Here is a 16,192-nt window from a genome sequence, read left to right on the forward strand (position 1 = left end):
GGAGCGACAGGCCCAACAGGCCCGACAGGCCCGACAGGTCCAACAGGCCCGACAGGTCCAACGGGACCAACAGGCCCGACAGGTCCAACTGGCGGTGCAGCATTGCAACAAACCCGACAGTTCCTTAATCAATCAAGATTGAGTTAACTTAACTTTGTTTCTGGGACTCAATTATGATTGTAGCAGCAGCTATGAATATAGCATTTAAACCCTCTAATGTGTTTTAGAAGGGGTGCATGAAAGCCGTCGGCTTTCATGCGCCTCTTTTTTATGAAGAACGGAATTCAAAAATAAAAGGACTGGCCGATAAGCTCATGCTTATCAGACAGCCCTCTGATTCATATTAATTCAAATGCAGGTCAGTCAGATTGATATCAGCAACTGGTCCATCTCCTCTTTTATATGATCGATGTCTTTCTTATATACTGACTTTCCGGAAACCAGACTCAAATTAAAATAGCTAAGCATTTTTTCAACCAAAGGCCGGACACACTTCTTCTTCGCTTCTTCGTCAAGGTGCCGTGTAAATCCGTTATTTTGATAATCCTTTGCTGTATCTGCATAGATTTTGCCGATGGTAAAATATTTCAATGCTTTTCGGTGAGTTTCCTCAAGTTCGTTCCAATTGATGTAAGGCAAATAGACATCTTCACTAAAATGCTCAATAATATATTCCATTACATGAATAATAGACGGTATTCTTTTGTCTATATTGTAAGTGAAACTTTTTTGATGTCTTCGATAGCAATAAACAGGTTTATTTAAATAATGGTATTTCCAGCCGCGCTTAATATTGACGATACTATTCAGCGTGTCACCGGCATATAGATTCTTACAATCGGCTACCCAGGAGTAGTTATGGTTGCGATAAAAAGACAATTTGAACAATCCTACCATTGGATACACGCCGGACCCTCCTCTTTCAAACACACGACGTATCACTTCATCGTCTGTATATGATTGATAAGTCCAGCTTCCGATCGTTTTGCCGTCAGAATCGACTAATAAAAAATCTCCGTATACATAATCTACATTCTCTTGTTCATCAAAACACTCCATTAAATCACAGAGCACACTGTCATGCGCCAAAAAGTCATCTGCGCTGACAGGCATCACATATTCCCCTGTTGCTTCTTCGAAAATCTCTGCGAATGCCGTATCCGCCATACCTGAATTTTCTTGGTGGTATATCGTTTTAATATGGGGATACTTTTCTTTAAAAGCATTTATTTTTTCAATCGAACCATCGGTAGAATGATCATCCACAATGATGATTTCCATATTCGGATACGTCTGATTGATCACAGACTGAAGGCATTGATCTAAAAAACGGGCGTAATTGTAATTGACGATTCCGACTGTAATTTTAGGCGGGGTAAGAATGGCTGTGCGGACGCTCATTTTTGCCGATTTTGCCAACCGTGATATGGTTTCTTCTATTTGCTTCATTTGTTTTTCAAACGAATAATGCTCTTCAATAAAAGCCCGATATTGATGTGCTGAATCGTTATGTTCAGTGACCATGTCGACCAGTTCATCAATCGTGTTCCATACAAAGTTTTCATCATAAATTGTTTTAGCGCCGTAAAAGTTGTGGACGAGAGGTTTAATCCCTTTTGCCATCGCTTCCATGACCGACATTTGCTGGCTTTCCAAGAGACTTGTTGAAATGAGATAATGCTTATCTTCCAAGTATCGGTTGATATCGCTCTGCCAGCCGTCCATCTGAACGCTGTTCTGTAGATGAAGCTCTTCAATCATCTGTTTAAAATATAATTGATAGCGAATGTCTTGATATTGGCCGGCGATAAACAATTTGTACCTTGGATCTTTGTCATGAATAGCTTTGAAAGCGTGCAATAAAAGCATCGGACCTTTTTTATAATTGATGTATCCGACATATGCGATATGAAACCCTTTTTCACGCTCTTTAAACGTATACTGGTCTAATTTTACCCCGTTTGGGATTGCAGCAGTCTGTGTATTTTTCAGACTTTCCACTTGGTGAACGACGTATTGCTCCATGTGTTTTCCGTCAAAAATGACTTGATCCACGGTATTCCAGCGAACTTGATAAATATATGCTGTAAAAGCTTCATAGCTGTGAAGCCTGCAAATTAATGCTTTTTTATGGGCAAGAGGCAGTTTGCTTCCATAAACGATTAAGTTGTCACACCATTCGAACCAGCAAATATCTGCCCATTTCATGCCCTTGTCGATTTGTTTTAGGTCTGTCACGACCATTTTCACCGTTCTGTATGAATGGGAAAGATGGTCGATTACAGGGTCTATAAACGTATCCAAATTCGGTTTGACAAAAAAGACGATTTTCGGCCGAACTCTTTCAATGCTGCGGAAAAGACTGTTTTTCTCCCGATACAATTTCTCTTTCTGCACGAGATTCATAAAAAAAGCAGCATCATCATACAGTTCAATCGCTTGTTGAATGTGATTCTTTTTTTCATATATAAAACCTAAACTGATGAGCATGACAATATCAAATGGATCGGCTTTCAGTCTATCTTTGATGATGTGTTCAGCTTCCTCCCAGTTTTCTTCTGCCGTCATTTGAGTGATTTCATGTTCACTGGCAAGCTCCAGCAAACTTAAAAGTAAATCCAGTTCATTTTTTTGAGCCATTGGTATCCTCCTATTAACGAAATTTCCCTAGTACTATCTATATTCAGCGATGAATGGAAGTTTCCGTGTTATACATCCAAACTCTTTTCGAAGGATGACCCATGATAATGGTACAAACAAGAAGCTTGCTTCACTCATAATCTATTGAGGTGAAGATATAACGATAAGGAGTGAACATTTTGGTCACGATCAGTCTATGTATGATTGTAAAAAATGAAGAAGAAGTATTGGCAAGATGTCTTGATACCGTGAAAGACATCGTAGATGAAATCAATATTGTCGATACGGGGTCGACTGACAAAACGGTCGAAATCGCGAAGCAATACACAGACCGCGTTTTTTTCTTTGAATGGATCGGCAATTTTGCGGCAGCCAGAAACGAATCATTTAAGCATGCCACGAAAGATTACATCCTTTATTTAGATGCGGATGATGTCCTGCATGAAGAAGATCAAAAGAAATTAAAAGAATTGAAAGAAACGCTTGATCCATCGGTTGATTCAGTGTCGATGTACTATGATGCAGGGACGGACGAATACGGAAATGTGACACTGAGATACCGCCGCAACCGTTTGGTGAAAAGGGAGAAAAACTTTAAATGGAGAGGCGACTGCCACCAGTATCTCGAGGTTTACGGTCATATTATCAATGCCGATATCTCTGTCACACATAAAAAAATCCGCCATTCCGTCGGACGAAATCTCAATATCTACCAGCAGAAAATTGATCGGGGCGATGAGTTTTCTCCGAGAGATTATTTTTACTACGGAAATGAATTAAGAGAAAACAGGCATTATGAAAAAGCGATTGAAAGCTATAATCAAAACATAGAAATGAAAGAAGGCTGGATTGAAGATAAAGTTTATGCGTGCATAAATAAAGGCGACTGCTATCGTTTTCTCGGAGATTTGGACAATGAATTGAGATCGCTGTTTCAGTCATTTGAATTTTCTAAAACACCGCGTGCTGAGACGTGCAGCAGGATCGGCTATAATTTTCAGCGCAGACGTGAATTTCAGGCGGCCATATACTGGTACGATCAGGCGACGAAATTGGTTCCCGACACAAATAAATGGAGTTTCAGCTATCCTGCCTACTACACTTGGTATCCTCATCTGCAAATGTGTGTCTGCTACTATAACTTAGGGGATTTTGAAAAATCGTATCAACATAACGAAAAGGCGCGGAAATATCGTCCTAATGATAAGTCTGTTCTTCATAATAAACAGTTATTAGAAGGAAAATTAAACAGATAAAAAAACAAAAGCTTACTTGTCAAGTAGGCTTTTGTTTTGAGGCAAAAAGTCAGCGGACATATGGAGGGATATCTTGTGCTTTTTTATATATTCTTTCGATGATGGCGTACCGCGTAAAAAATGGAAAGCCCCCAGCCGATCAATAAGATTGTGTAAATGGCGGCACTCCATATGCCGTTGATCGACCAGAAAAGAATCAGAGTCCGGACATTGGTTATGATAATAAAACCTCCAACAAGAACCCCCAGCAAATATGCAGGCAGAATCCGCACAAGCCAGGCGGCAATAGGGGCTGCAGCAATTCCGCCTAACATAAGGGCAATCGTCCATGTCCAATTAACTTCTTCCCAGCCTAATGAAATCAAAAAACCGGCAGTAGCAGAAACCGCAATAGCAAACTCGCTTGTATCTACTGTACCGACGGTTTTTCTAACGGAAGCTCCTTTTTTTGACAACAATACAGGGGTCGTGATTGGGCCCCAACCGCCACCGCCGGTTGCGTCCGCAAATCCTGCGACCAGCCCTAAAGCGATTGATTGTTTTCTAGTCAAATCAATCGATTTTTTCTGACCGCTTGGATTAAATTTGAATAAAAAACGAAACAGGACATATATCCCTAATATGAATAGAAACAAGGAAATAAAAGGTTTGACAGCATCGCCCGGCAGGCTGCTCAAAAAGCATGCCCCCGTAAATGCCCCAACAGAACCGGGGATGATCAATTTGTATACAGCCGAGCGGTCGACATTTCCAAATTTCACATGAGAAACACCTGAAGCGGCGGTGGTCACGACTTCTGCAAGGTGAATCGATGCCGAAGCTACCGCCGGAGCGATTCCGAGCGTCAGCAAAAGCGATGACGAAGTAACGCCGTAAGCCATTCCCAGCGCACCGTCAATAAGCTGGGCGAAAAATCCTATAACTGCAAAAATGATCAGCTTTCTCATAGCCATTCCCCCTGTAAAAAATACAAAAAACAGGTGAGGAGGACAACATATATGATGTCTAAGTTATTTTATGCTTCGATAGCTTCGCGGTATGGTTAAACACCGGAGGTTCTCTGATAAATAATGAAGCTGTCTGAGAGAATCGGCTGTTTTAATGGAGAAAGGACAGAGGTCTACTCCGAAAACTGGAATGAGCATATGATGATAAAAAGAATGTTGGAGGGATCTCTGTGATGTTGTACCATACATTTCATGATAATCATAAAAGTATAACAAAACATCTATTCGTGGATATTCAAGATACATTCACAATAGAGTTTTGGGCCAAACCAGTTCCCGAAGCAAAGGAGGAACGGTATGCAGTGATACCAGTTTCCGGCGTACATGGAGAAGACGGTGGTCCTTTCCTGGCCGGTGTTGGGATTTCACTTGGAGTAAAAGGGATTAAAGTATACGAACATGAAGCGGTTCTAACAGAGACTTTGGCTTTTACCTTCCCCTCGCCTTTATATGACTGGACGCATGTTGCGCTGGTCTATCATGATAAAATACCATCACTCTATATAAACGGGCAATTTGTTAAAAAGGGAAATGTCAGCTCCTTTAAAACGGTTGTCCCATCGGGAGTTTTTAAGGGATCTGGCTCCCGCGACTTTATCGGAAAACTTGAAGAAATAAGAATTTGGAGTAAAGCAAAAACACAATCTGAAATTTTGGAACATATGAACAGAAAACCGGCTGAAAACGAATCTGGTCTGTTTGGCTGCTGGAAATTGAGTGAAGCCGGCGAAACGACTATCCATGATGCTGACGGAACAATTGAAGAACCCGCATTAAAGATTCTCTTTACCTTTTTTGTACCGAGCGGAGGCGTGGAAACGTTAAACCGGCAGCGTTTTTACGCTCTTAAGCAATATGGGGTAAATTGCGACTTTTTGTATTTGCAAGAAGGAACAGGACTGCAAAATACAGTGAATACTTCTATTTTTATAACGAATTATGTAGACGAAATTCAAGAGCTTATATCAAAAGGGAATTATGATGCCATTGTAGTCGGCTCAGATCTTCTTCTATTGAAAACCATAAGGGAATTTGGCTATCAAGGACTCTTGATTTATGAAGTGCAGGGGTTGGGAAACAGCAAAGAGTACGTAGATGAATTTTTGGAAATACATGCTTATTCTATCGTCAATGAATGCAGTGATGCGATTTTATATCCGCAGACGCCGCACCTTCAGCAAGCATTTGAAAAGTATTTTCCTGACAAAGTTAAATTTTGTTTTAATAATTGCTTCAATACAAACGAATTTCATTATCAAGCACTTCCAAAAAAGAACGGACCTATAATCGGCTGGGTGGGACGGCTTGAAGAAAATAAAAACTGGAAAGATTTTTTATCGATCGGAGCGAAATTAGTTCAAGAAAATCCTTCTATTCAGCTTTGGATGTTTGAAGATAGTACATTGGCGGAAGAAGAAGAAAGAAGCGCTTTTGAAGAAAGAATAAATGAGCTGAATTTGAAAGAGCATCTGACCGTTTATGCAAACCAGCCGCATCAAAAAATGGCCGAATACTTTTCTATCATTGGCGACTCAGGAGGTTTTTTATGCTCCACCTCTAAAGTAGAAGGGTTCGGATATGCTGTGCTTGAAGCGATGGTTTGCAGGTGTCCCGTCCTGACAACCGATTCCGACGGAGTACGCAGTTTTATCACACATAATGTAACAGGGAAGTTTTTTGAACTCGGAGACATCAATCAAGCGGTACAAGAAGGAAAAGAGCTCATTTCAATTGCTGCATTAAGAGAAGAGATTAGACAGAATGCTCTAAAACACATTGAAGACCATTTCGCGCCGGAAAAATACGCGGAACATTTTTTGAATATGATTCATCAGTTAAAACATGATTAAAAAATCCCTTTCAAAGGGATTTTTTATGTTGAGATATATTTCAAACACTGCAAAGATCATCATGATTTTAAGCTGTTAAAAAGCCGGGAACCGGCCTGAACGGTCTGATGTTCCCAGCTGCCTCTGCTTTTCCTTTTACCAGTTGTTATCTTTTTCGTATCCTAATTGGATCAATGCGTCGCCAGCGATTTCTTTAAACGCTTCCTTATGTCTCTCATTAAATTCTTCTTTCCAGTCACCTATACTCCCTTTTCTAAAAGTATCCGAAGCACTGAAATGAATATTTTGTTTCATTTTTTGAAGCAATTGTTGTTTTGATAAATTTAATGATTGAAGATCATCCCATAAGAAATCGATGATGTTCGTGATGGTTTTATTTTGCGAAGCTTCATCGCGCATAAGGTCTTCAAAAGTCACGATGCAGATTCCGGAAGCTTGCGCCCATTGTAAAAATCTTTTTGTGAAATCATATATATTCGGCAGCAAGCCAATTCCATATTTAGCTTGTTCTTCTTTATTTAGTGAAGCTCCTTTTATGATAGCCATCAGCCGTTCATCGTGGTTTTTTAAATGATTTTTCATAAATGGATTCCATGGATGATTATATTTGTTGATCATCACAAAATGGACAAGTGAAACTGCTATATCTCTTAAATCCCTATATATAAATATTGTTTTGATATTTGTTTCATCTATTATTTTTTCTCGATCTGCTGAATGTGCAAAGTGGCCTGTGGCTGTGTATCCTGGTTTAAGATCTTTTAAATGCTTTTCTTCGAAAACCCAGAAATCGGTCCGTCTCATTCCGGGAATTCCGAGGATAATTTGCAGCAGTAAATGAGTTCCGCTTTTTGGTACGGAATTGACTAATACTTTCGGTAAGCGGATGTGCTGCTTGTTTTGAAATAAGTTGATTTTCAATATTGCTGTGTCATAAAGTTCCCCAAACTCATAATCTTCTCCCAATATAATAGAACGAGTGCCGGTAAGGCGATAACCATTATCAATAATCGCAACCGGAGATTGTTCGGGTTGTTCTTTCAAGTCGACTCCTTTAATGATCATGTCGTACAATGCAAGGACTGAAGACGGAAATGCCCCTTTTCCATAAATTAACGTGAAAGGTGTATCCGCTTTAACTATGCCTTTGCGAATCGCTTCTTTTTCAGAGCCGCCCGGCAGGTCAATCAGGACAACTCTCGGATCTTCTATATTCCGGATTGATTGAATGGCAGATTGATCCAATGTTCGATCAATAATAATGAGCTTATAATTGCTAAATGATTGTTCTAATAATTGTTCCAGCCTTTCGATTGTATTTTCCGATCCGTCTTGAACAGGATATATTATTGTTAATAGGTAAGGGATATGTCTTCGGTTTCTTGCTTGATGTCTAGCGAGGTTAAAAGCATATCTCCATCTGCGATGCTCTTCTTTTGAGTTTCTGAGTTTAGCTGATACACTCAGCGGGGAATTGGTTCGATATTCCATTAGAACCTCTTCTATAAAGACAATATCACAATGCTCTGTCAGTCGAAGCCAGTATTCATAATCTTCGACAGGCTCAAGGTGATATCCGTCAATCATCATCGCGAATTGTTTCTTGTACATAAAGGATACACCGATAAAACAAACATCAAGGAGATTCTCTTTCGGCTGATTTTGATATTTGTAAAATTCCTCTAAGCTTGGTTCTTTTAAAGCATCCCCTTTATGATCAATATGCCGAAAGCTGCTGAAAGACAGCCCAACATTGTCGGACGCTGTTTCCAATGCATGCCGGAGCTTTTCGATAAAAGATGAATAATAAATATTATCACTTGAAACCCATGTGAAATATTTAATCTCTTCTTTCTTCATCAAATAATCAAACCCAATGTTTAAGGTTTTGGCCACACCTTCGTTTTTTTCCTTTAGAATGATGTGCACTCGGTCGTCTTCTTTTGTTATATCTTTGATGACAGCAACGGTTTCAGGCGGAGCGCCGTCCGAAACGATCACAAAATCAAAATGTTGATAGCTTTGCTGCAAAACCGACTGCAGCGCCAGCTTTAAATATTCAGGGGTTTGTTTATAAACAGGCATAACAATTCCTACATCTCTCAATTTATATTCCACCTTTCAAATGAAGATTAGCTTTTTCAGATCGAATATCGTCGAAAAGTCATCACAGAAAACAATTCAAGCTTCGATGAAATTTTAAAATTACCATCGACTAGGTGTCATATGTTGTATAGGGTGAGAGACATATTGCTGCATTTTGAATCATAGACATTGTTTCCTTTACCAGTTATTATCTTTTTCGTATCCCAATTGAATAAGAAGCTCACCTGCAACTTTTTTAAAAGCTTCTTTGTGTGTTTCTGTGAATTCATGTTTCCAATCCCCTATTCTTCCTTTCCTGAATGTTCCTGAGTTCTCTGGAACGATATTTTGTTTTATTTTTTGTAACAATTCGAACTTTGTTAAATGTAAATCCTTCAGATCCTCCCATAAATAATCCAGGATTCTCATGATAGACTGATTTTGGGAATCTTCATCATATACAAGCTCCTCAAACGTTACAGTGCAAATGCCGGGCTGATGCTGCCACTCCAATTTATCTTTAGAAATTTGTCTTATATTTGGAATATGTGTGATCTGAAATTCAGCTTGCTCTTCCTTCGTTAAATGCACACCGTTTATCATTGCAAGCAGCCGTTCATCATGTGTTTTTAAATTTTTCAAATATGGAGTCCAAGGGTGGTTGCCCCATTTATTTAACATCACAAAGTGAACAAGTGATACAGCAACATCCCGAAGATCTCTGCTGATAAAAATCACCTTTATATCTTTTTGTTTTAAAAGCTGTGCCCGTTCGGCTGAATGAACGAGATGACCTGGCCCTACGCTGCCTGAATTGATCAAGTCTAAATCTTTATCTTCTATGATCCATTCGGGAGTAATGATCATTCCCGGAATACCGAGAATCATTTGCAGCAGCAGATGTGTTCCGCTTTTTGGCAATGAATTAACCAGTACTCGGGGTAAAGGTCTTGTTTGATTTGGACTCAATGCTTTCCCTCCTTTTCGGCTGATCATCGCTTAATAAATTCTCCACAGTTTTTCTCAAGTACTTATATTCACTTATTTGCAACGATAAAAATTCAAAATATCTGCTAGTGATGATTCCAGCGGAATAACTGGTTTCCAGCCTAAGCTCATCATTTTCGCAGGATTCAGGTCCAGTTTTGTATTGATCTTTTCATTTACTCGTGACTTTATCTCAAAATCTATTGCTGTCAGTTTTCTATAATTGCTGACCACTTCGTTAAGAGAATAGCTCCTGCCAGAGGCGACCTCATATACTTCCCCTGATTCTCCTTTTGTTAAAAGAATTTCATAGGCGCGTACAACATCTCTTACATCTAAAAAATCCCGCTGAACGTTCAAGTTATCGATTTCAAGAACCTGATCCGCTTTGCTTGCTTCCATATCCGCAATTTTCTGAGCAAAAATCGAGCAAACGCCTTTTGAAAAGCCAGGTCCTATTAAATTCGAAGGCTTGGCAATGATAATCTGCATGTTATAAAGAATCTCCCATGCCTGAGCAATTAGGACTTGCAGTGTTTTGCTTAAGCTGTATGGGTGTGGAAGAGCAGATAGATCGTTAAGATCAAACTGCAAAACTGAGCCGGCTACACAAATTTTACATTCCGGATGTTCATGGCGAAGTGCTTCTATTACATACAAAGTGGATAAGAGATTGTTTTCCAAAGATGAAACAGGATCAAGCCAAGACTGCCCGACATGGTTTTGTCCGGCTAAATGAAGCAAATACTTCGGTTTTGTTTTTTTCACTAAACTGGCTACAGCATCTTGATCTGTTAGGTTGCAATACTCAACTTTGACTTGGCTGTCAGGGGTATTGGTTCTTGCTATAGCTGTTACATCAAATCCCGCTTGCGAAAAGTGGCGGCATGCATGTCGGCCGGTAAATCCGCCTGCTCCAGTGATTAATATTTTTGGCGGCTGGTTCATAGAGATTTCATCCAATCTGTAATGAAAACAGGCTGTTTTCGCTGATCAGGATCAGGGGACAAGGCGTTTTTTAAAAAAAGGAAATAGGGTCTCATTTGATCAATCCATCTCTTTCGCAAATTTATTTTGTTTTGCATAAAAGCAACCTTCCTTTCTTCTGATGTAAATAACTTTGGCTGCTCTCTGAAAATGCAGACTAGATTTGGATGCCTGTTTGCTTGAAGAATACCTATGCAATTCTCTTTCTATTTTTCTTAATATGTTATGAATTTCTTTTTTTATTGCTATAGGCTGTCTATTTACCGCTATAAGCCGCATCGGACATGCAAAGCTGCAGAATTTGGCTTTTGAAAAATTCTTCAGCCGTGGCAAGCTGCGATATGGAATCATAAATTATCTTGGGATTCTGTCGAACAAGGAGGAAAATAAATGATTCCGCTAATCAATTTAAAACAGCAGTTTCAAGAGGTAAAAGACGATATTTTAAATGAGTTCGAATGTGTGTTAGAAAGCGGGCAATATATATTGGGGCCAAAAGTCAAATTGCTGGAGGATAGGATAGCTGAAAGGCTCGGGGTAGAAGAGGCGGTCGCGGTTGCCAATGGCACGGATGCTTTAGTGCTTACACTCCAAGCTTACGGCATCGGGGAGGGTGACGAAGTCATCACCACTCCATTCACTTTTTTCGCCAGTGCTGAAGCCGTCTCAAGAGTCGGTGCGACGCCTGTGTTTGCGGATGTTGATCCGGAAACATACAATATTGATCCGGCAAAAATAGAAGAAAAAATCACAACGGCAACAAAAGCGATCATTCCTGTTCATATTTTCGGCCAGCCCGCTGATATGGACGACATCATGGCGATTGCTAAAAAACACGGGCTTTTTGTCATTGAAGACGCCTGCCAAGCATTTGGGGCGGAGTATAAAGGCCGTCCCGTCGGCAGCCTCGGGGATGCGGCCTGTTTCTCATTTTTTCCTACCAAAAACTTAGGAACACTTGGTGACGGGGGAATGGTGACGACTTCGGATCGTGATGCAGCCCGAAAGATAAGATCGCTCAGAACACATGGTACAAGGAAAAAATACTTTCACAACCAAATCGGTTTTAACAGCCGTCTGGATGAATTGCACGCAGCGATTTTGCTGATTATCTTGGAGAAAATTGATAGCTGGAACGAGCAAAGAAGAAACATTGCCAAGCGGTATCAGCGGGCCTTATCAGGGGTTTCCGATTTAGAGCTGCCGAAAGAAAAAGAAGATCGCTCCCACATTTACCATCTCTATTGCCTCGGAGCGGAAAAACGCGATGAGATGATGAATACATTGCAAGAATATCAGATCCAGTCAGGCATTTATTATCCGCGCTGCCTTCATCTCCAAGACGTTTACTCCTTTTTGCCATATAAAAAAGGGGATTTCCCGGTTGCTGAATCTTTATCAGAAAAGCTTTTCGCTATCCCGATGCACCCTTTTTTGTTAAAAGAAGAGCAGGATCAAATTATTTCCGTACTGCTGAAAAGGGGAGAGGGTTAAAGTGAGTGTGCGATTTGGAGTCATCGGCTGCGGATCTATTTCAAGAAAACATCTGCATGCTCTTAGTAAATGCGAAAAGGCCGAATTAGCAGCCGTGAGTGATTTGCAAAAAAAAAGGATGGATGAGGCGGGTGAATATTATGCCGTCTGTTCAGGGCGCATCGAAAGCATTGTGCGCTATCAGAACTATAGAGATATGCTTCACGACCAAAAAATAGATGCTGTTATCATTGCAGCTGTTTCCGGACTGCATGCAGAAATGGCCAAACAATCTTTGCTGGCGGGAAAGCATGTTATTCTGGAAAAACCAATGACACTGTCATTGAAAGATGCGGATGACATCATCGAGCTGGCAGAGCAAAACAATCTGAAGCTTATGGTGTGCCATCAAATGCGCCACCGGCCGATCATGAAAAAAATAAAAGAAACGATAGAGCAAGGAAAATTAGGAAGGCCATACTTAGGGACGGTTACGCTCCGTCTGAACCGGTCTCCTGCCTATTATGCAGCAGCATCATGGCGGGGCGGCTGGGAAAAAGATGGCGGTATGCTCGTCAATCAAGGAATCCATCTGATTGATCTTCTGCAATGGTTTCTGGGAGATGTGGAAAGTGTTTACGGAGACATACTGGCCGCCGCTCCTGAAAAGGAAACAGAAGATGTGGCAGTGGGTGTCCTGACTTTCGGCAGCCGGGCAAAGGGTGTGATCGAAGCCAATATCATCACACAGCCGAACAATCTCGGAAGCTCGCTGTCTATTTTTGGCGCAAACGGCACGATTTCTTTGGAAGGTCCTTCTTTAAACCGGATCAGCCGCTGGTTTATTCACGGGGAAGAGACCGATTTCGAAGAACTGGCAAAGCTGGCCGCTCTTCAGGATGAGCAGGTTTTGATGTACGAAACTTTCATAAATGCCGTGCAGTCAGACGAACCGCTCTTAATTGACGGACATGAGGGAAAAAAAGCGCTGGAAACGATCTTTGGTATTTATCAATCCGCATTGTTGAGGCGGGTTGTTGAACTGCCTCTTTCATCATTTCAAACGGCTGATATGAAAAAGAAATAGGTTTGCAAAATGGTAAATCGTCCCTTTCAAAAAAAGATAAGAAACATATTTTATTGAAGGAGTGTATAGAAGGGGCGATTTCATAAATGAACAACAATCAAGAAAGCCAAAACAAAAAGATAGCGATCATAGGCCTAGGGTTTGTTGGTCTGCCCTTGGCCATGTTATTGATATCAAAAGGAATGCCGGTTATCGGTGTTGATTTGGACGAAGCAAAGATCAAATCTTTGAAAAAGGGAAACAGCTATATATCTGATATTAAAGGCGAAACGGTGCGGAGCGGCATAGATGCCGGTTTTTTTCACCCTGTTTCAGATTATCGGCTGATCAGAGAAGCTGATGCGGTCATCATTTGCGTGCCGACTCCGCTTAATGATGACTCGGGGCCAGATTTGGCTTATGTGAAAAAAGCGGCGCAATCAATCAGCGAGCACTTGCAAAAAGGACAGCTCGTCGTTTTGGAAAGCTCAACATATCCGGGTACGACAAGAGAGCTCGTCAAACCGATTTTGGAAACAAGCGGTCTGATTTGCGGGAAGGATTTTTATTTGGCCTATTCCCCCGAACGTGTAGATCCCGGCAACCAGTTCCCGATCGAAGTCGTTCCGAAAGTGGTGGGGGGAACGACGAAATCATGCCTTGACCAGGTCCATCAATTATACAGCGGCATTTATCAAGAGGTCGTACCGGTGACATCTCCTGAAACAGCCGAGCTGACAAAGCTGTTGGAGAATACGTACAGGTTCATTAATATATCATTTATTAATGAATTTGCGATGATTTGCGACCGGATCGGGGTGGATGTGTGGGAAGTCATCAGAGCGGCAAGCACGAAGCCTTACGGATTTGCTGCCTTCTATCCCGGACCGGGAATCGGCGGCCACTGCATCCCTGTGGACCCTTTGTATCTGCAATTTATTATTAAAAAGAGCGGCCTGTCAAGCGATTTTATTGAGCTGTCAGAAGTGACAAATGACAAAATCGTCCGCTATATTGCGGAACGTTCATTGCAATTAGCCGCAAAAGAAAAGACGACAGAAGCGAATATATTAATCTACGGCGTTACTTATAAACGGAATGTGGCCGATGTCCGCGAATCGAAATCCCTCGATATTATAGAGAAGCTGATCGGGATGGGGGCAGATGTTTCCTACCATGATCCGCACGTTCCTGAGCTTGATCTTCACGGCAAAAAGCTGTACAGCAGGCCGATAGATTCCAAGACATTGAAAGAATATGACTGTGTCGTTGTTTTAACAGACCATGCCGAACTCCCGAAAGAAATGCTTTTAGAACATGCAAAAGTCGTATTTGATACGAGGGGGGTTTTAAGAGACAGCTCCGGAAAGGCTAAAGTCGTTCAGCTTGGAAATGGTCTTTCGTAACGATGTCTTCGATCATCAGAATGCGGATAATCGTTAAAAATAGGTTGAAAGATCAGCAAACGGGATCGAAATCTCCGCTGAATACCCAAAATGCGATGGCTTGCAGTCAGGAACAGATTGTTAAAACAAGAGAAATAGGGGCGGCGTTTTTTCATAACGTCCGCTCATTTTTGTGTAAATATATGCTGATGAGGCCGCTGGTTGAAATCAAAAGATCGAGCGGCAAAAACGACCAATTCCAAGCAATGATGATGAGTTCGTCCTTTGAATGGAAACATACATAAATCGTGCGTTTGCTGAATGCTAAAAATTGTTTTGCCGGATCGCTTATCGTGAAGGTAAAATCCTTTTTGCTGAATCAGGTGAATGTTTCTTTCAAGTCAGCCGCCCCCATTCTAGTTCCGAGAAATCGGTACGATAGGTGCTATATACAGGAATAGGTCAAATGTAAATTCTTCACACTCACGCCCAAATCAATTCAGAATACAATGTGATAAAACAGAATGTAAAGGGTGAGGACCGTGTGGATCGGAATTCTGTTGATTATTTTGGGGCTGGGGCTCAGCATTTTCGCCGTCAGTCTGATTGTCAGTTATTTGTTTGTACTGCCGAACAGGAGCAGTTATGAGGAGACCTTTTTTAGCGGAGTCAAAAACGGGGAAATCATTGATGATGTCTTTGATTCAAGCCAAAAAGAGGAGCTGTTTTTGACCTCTGAAGACGGCTGCCGGCTGCATGCGATGCTTTTTCCCGTTCCGGAGAGCAGGAAAGCCGTCATGATCGCCCATGGTATCAAATGGTCGCTGTTTGGCGGCTATAAATATGTCGAGCTGTTCCAGTCGCTCGGCTACCATGTCCTGCTTTGCGACAGCAGATGCCACGGGTTAAGCGGAGGATCACACGTTTCTTACGGGTTTTATGAAAAAAATGATTTGGCGATGTGGGCGGATGAGCTTGAAAACAAGCTTGGCAAAGATCTTTGGATCGGGGTGCACGGTGAATCGCTGGGAGCGGCGGCTGCCATTGAGCTGATGAAGCAAGACCGCAGAATTCAATTTTGCATCGCTGATTCCTGTTTCAGCGATTTAACCGAACTTTGCCGCTTTCAGCTGAAAGCGGCCGTCAAATTGGCCGTGCCGTTTCTCATTCCATTGACAAGCAGCCTGATTAAACGCCGGCATGGATGGGGGCTTGCCGATATTTCCCCAGTCAGCGATCTTGAACAAACAGACACGCCGCTTTTCATTATTCACGGCACAGATGATCAGCTTGTACCTTCGCAAATGGCTAAAAACCTATATGAACGAAAAAAAGGAATCAAAAGGCTCTATTTAATTGAAGGAGCCGGGCATGTCGGCGGGTTTCGCCAAAATCCGGAGGAGTATTTCAAAAAAATTAAAGATTTTTTATTAAAAGTTGAACCGGCCAACTGAAA

General features: G+C 41.4%; 12 protein-coding genes. 6 read left to right on the plus strand and 6 right to left on the minus strand.

What is annotated here, in order from left to right; translation table 11 throughout:
- Positions 1 to 363 precede the first annotated feature (363 nt).
- On the minus strand, positions 364 to 2,640 hold the full coding sequence (locus tag BTA30_RS16300) for a glycosyltransferase (RefSeq protein ID WP_076762373.1): 2,277 nt from the start codon (positions 2,638 to 2,640) through the stop codon (positions 364 to 366).
- 179 nt (positions 2,641 to 2,819) lie between these two features.
- Between BTA30_RS16300 and BTA30_RS16305 the strand changes: the two genes are divergently transcribed.
- The gene (locus BTA30_RS16305) at positions 2,820 to 3,896 is read left to right on the plus strand and encodes a glycosyltransferase (RefSeq protein WP_076762374.1); all 1,077 of its coding nucleotides are present in this window, start codon (positions 2,820 to 2,822) and stop codon (positions 3,894 to 3,896) included.
- Between the two features lie 83 nt (positions 3,897 to 3,979).
- Here the strand turns inward: BTA30_RS16305 and BTA30_RS16310 are convergent, their stop codons facing one another.
- A complete protein-coding gene (locus BTA30_RS16310; protein WP_076762375.1) occupies positions 3,980 to 4,843 on the minus strand; it encodes a sulfite exporter TauE/SafE family protein in 864 nt (287 codons plus the stop codon).
- Between the two features lie 233 nt (positions 4,844 to 5,076).
- Here BTA30_RS16310 and BTA30_RS16320 point away from each other — a divergent pair, with 233 nt between their 5' ends.
- The gene (locus BTA30_RS16320; RefSeq protein ID WP_083696893.1) at positions 5,077 to 6,753 is read left to right on the plus strand and encodes a glycosyltransferase; all 1,677 of its coding nucleotides are present in this window, start codon (positions 5,077 to 5,079) and stop codon (positions 6,751 to 6,753) included.
- Between the two features lie 135 nt (positions 6,754 to 6,888).
- On the opposite strand, the gene BTA30_RS16325 is transcribed toward BTA30_RS16320, so the two are convergent.
- From BTA30_RS16325 to BTA30_RS16335, 3 genes are all read right to left on the minus strand, one after another.
- Entirely contained in the window at positions 6,889 to 8,859 is a 1,971-nt protein-coding gene (locus BTA30_RS16325) for a glycosyltransferase (RefSeq protein WP_076762376.1), read from the minus strand.
- Positions 8,860 to 9,036: 177 nt separating this feature from the next.
- Positions 9,037 to 9,807, minus strand: a complete 771-nt coding sequence (locus BTA30_RS16330; RefSeq protein ID WP_158027652.1) for a sulfotransferase domain-containing protein — start codon at positions 9,805 to 9,807, stop codon at positions 9,037 to 9,039.
- 72 nt (positions 9,808 to 9,879) lie between these two features.
- Positions 9,880 to 10,773 carry an NAD-dependent epimerase/dehydratase family protein gene (locus BTA30_RS16335; protein WP_076762378.1) on the minus strand — a complete coding sequence of 298 codons (894 nt, stop codon included), beginning with the start codon at positions 10,771 to 10,773 and terminating at the stop codon, positions 9,880 to 9,882.
- A 429-nt stretch (positions 10,774 to 11,202) separates the two neighbouring features.
- On the opposite strand from BTA30_RS16335, the gene BTA30_RS16340 reads away from it, so the two are divergent.
- The 3 genes from BTA30_RS16340 (at position 11,203) to BTA30_RS16350 (ending at position 14,757) form a co-directional block, all read left to right on the plus strand.
- Positions 11,203 to 12,306, plus strand: a complete 1,104-nt coding sequence (locus BTA30_RS16340; protein WP_076762379.1) for a DegT/DnrJ/EryC1/StrS family aminotransferase — start codon at positions 11,203 to 11,205, stop codon at positions 12,304 to 12,306.
- 1 nt (position 12,307) lies between these two features.
- Positions 12,308 to 13,372 carry a Gfo/Idh/MocA family protein gene (locus tag BTA30_RS16345; protein WP_076762380.1) on the plus strand — a complete coding sequence of 355 codons (1,065 nt, stop codon included), beginning with the start codon at positions 12,308 to 12,310 and terminating at the stop codon, positions 13,370 to 13,372.
- An 86-nt stretch (positions 13,373 to 13,458) separates the two neighbouring features.
- Positions 13,459 to 14,757: a nucleotide sugar dehydrogenase gene (locus BTA30_RS16350; RefSeq protein ID WP_076762381.1), complete on the plus strand. Its 1,299-nt coding sequence runs from the start codon at positions 13,459 to 13,461 to the stop codon at positions 14,755 to 14,757.
- A gap of 151 nt (positions 14,758 to 14,908) precedes the next feature.
- Here the strand turns inward: BTA30_RS16350 and BTA30_RS24155 are convergent, their stop codons facing one another.
- Positions 14,909 to 15,088, minus strand: coding sequence for a DUF5360 family protein (locus BTA30_RS24155; protein WP_158027654.1), 180 nt, complete (start codon positions 15,086 to 15,088; stop codon positions 14,909 to 14,911).
- Positions 15,089 to 15,278: 190 nt separating this feature from the next.
- Here BTA30_RS24155 and BTA30_RS16360 point away from each other — a divergent pair, with 190 nt between their 5' ends.
- A complete protein-coding gene (locus BTA30_RS16360) occupies positions 15,279 to 16,190 on the plus strand; it encodes an alpha/beta hydrolase (protein ID WP_076762383.1) in 912 nt (303 codons plus the stop codon).
- The last annotated feature ends 2 nt before the right edge of the window (positions 16,191 to 16,192 follow it).

This window comes from Bacillus swezeyi (genome assembly GCF_001969815.1).
Classification (GTDB): Bacteria; Bacillota; Bacilli; order Bacillales; family Bacillaceae; genus Bacillus; species Bacillus swezeyi.

What these genes read in the sequence shown, in the direction of transcription:
- BTA30_RS16300 (WP_076762373.1), bottom strand. Translation starts at nt 2,640, where the DNA reads ATGGCTCAAAAAAATGAACTGGATTTACTTTTAAGTTTGCTGGAGCTT.
- BTA30_RS16310 (WP_076762375.1), bottom strand. Translation starts at nt 4,843, where the DNA reads ATGAGAAAGCTGATCATTTTTGCAGTTATAGGATTTTTCGCCCAGCTT.
- BTA30_RS16320 (WP_083696893.1), top strand. Translation starts at nt 5,077, where the DNA reads ATGTTGTACCATACATTTCATGATAATCATAAAAGTATAACAAAACAT.
- BTA30_RS16335 (WP_076762378.1), bottom strand. Translation starts at nt 10,773, where the DNA reads ATGAACCAGCCGCCAAAAATATTAATCACTGGAGCAGGCGGATTTACC.
- BTA30_RS16340 (WP_076762379.1), top strand. Translation starts at nt 11,203, where the DNA reads ATGATTCCGCTAATCAATTTAAAACAGCAGTTTCAAGAGGTAAAAGAC.
- BTA30_RS16350 (WP_076762381.1), top strand. Translation starts at nt 13,459, where the DNA reads ATGAACAACAATCAAGAAAGCCAAAACAAAAAGATAGCGATCATAGGC.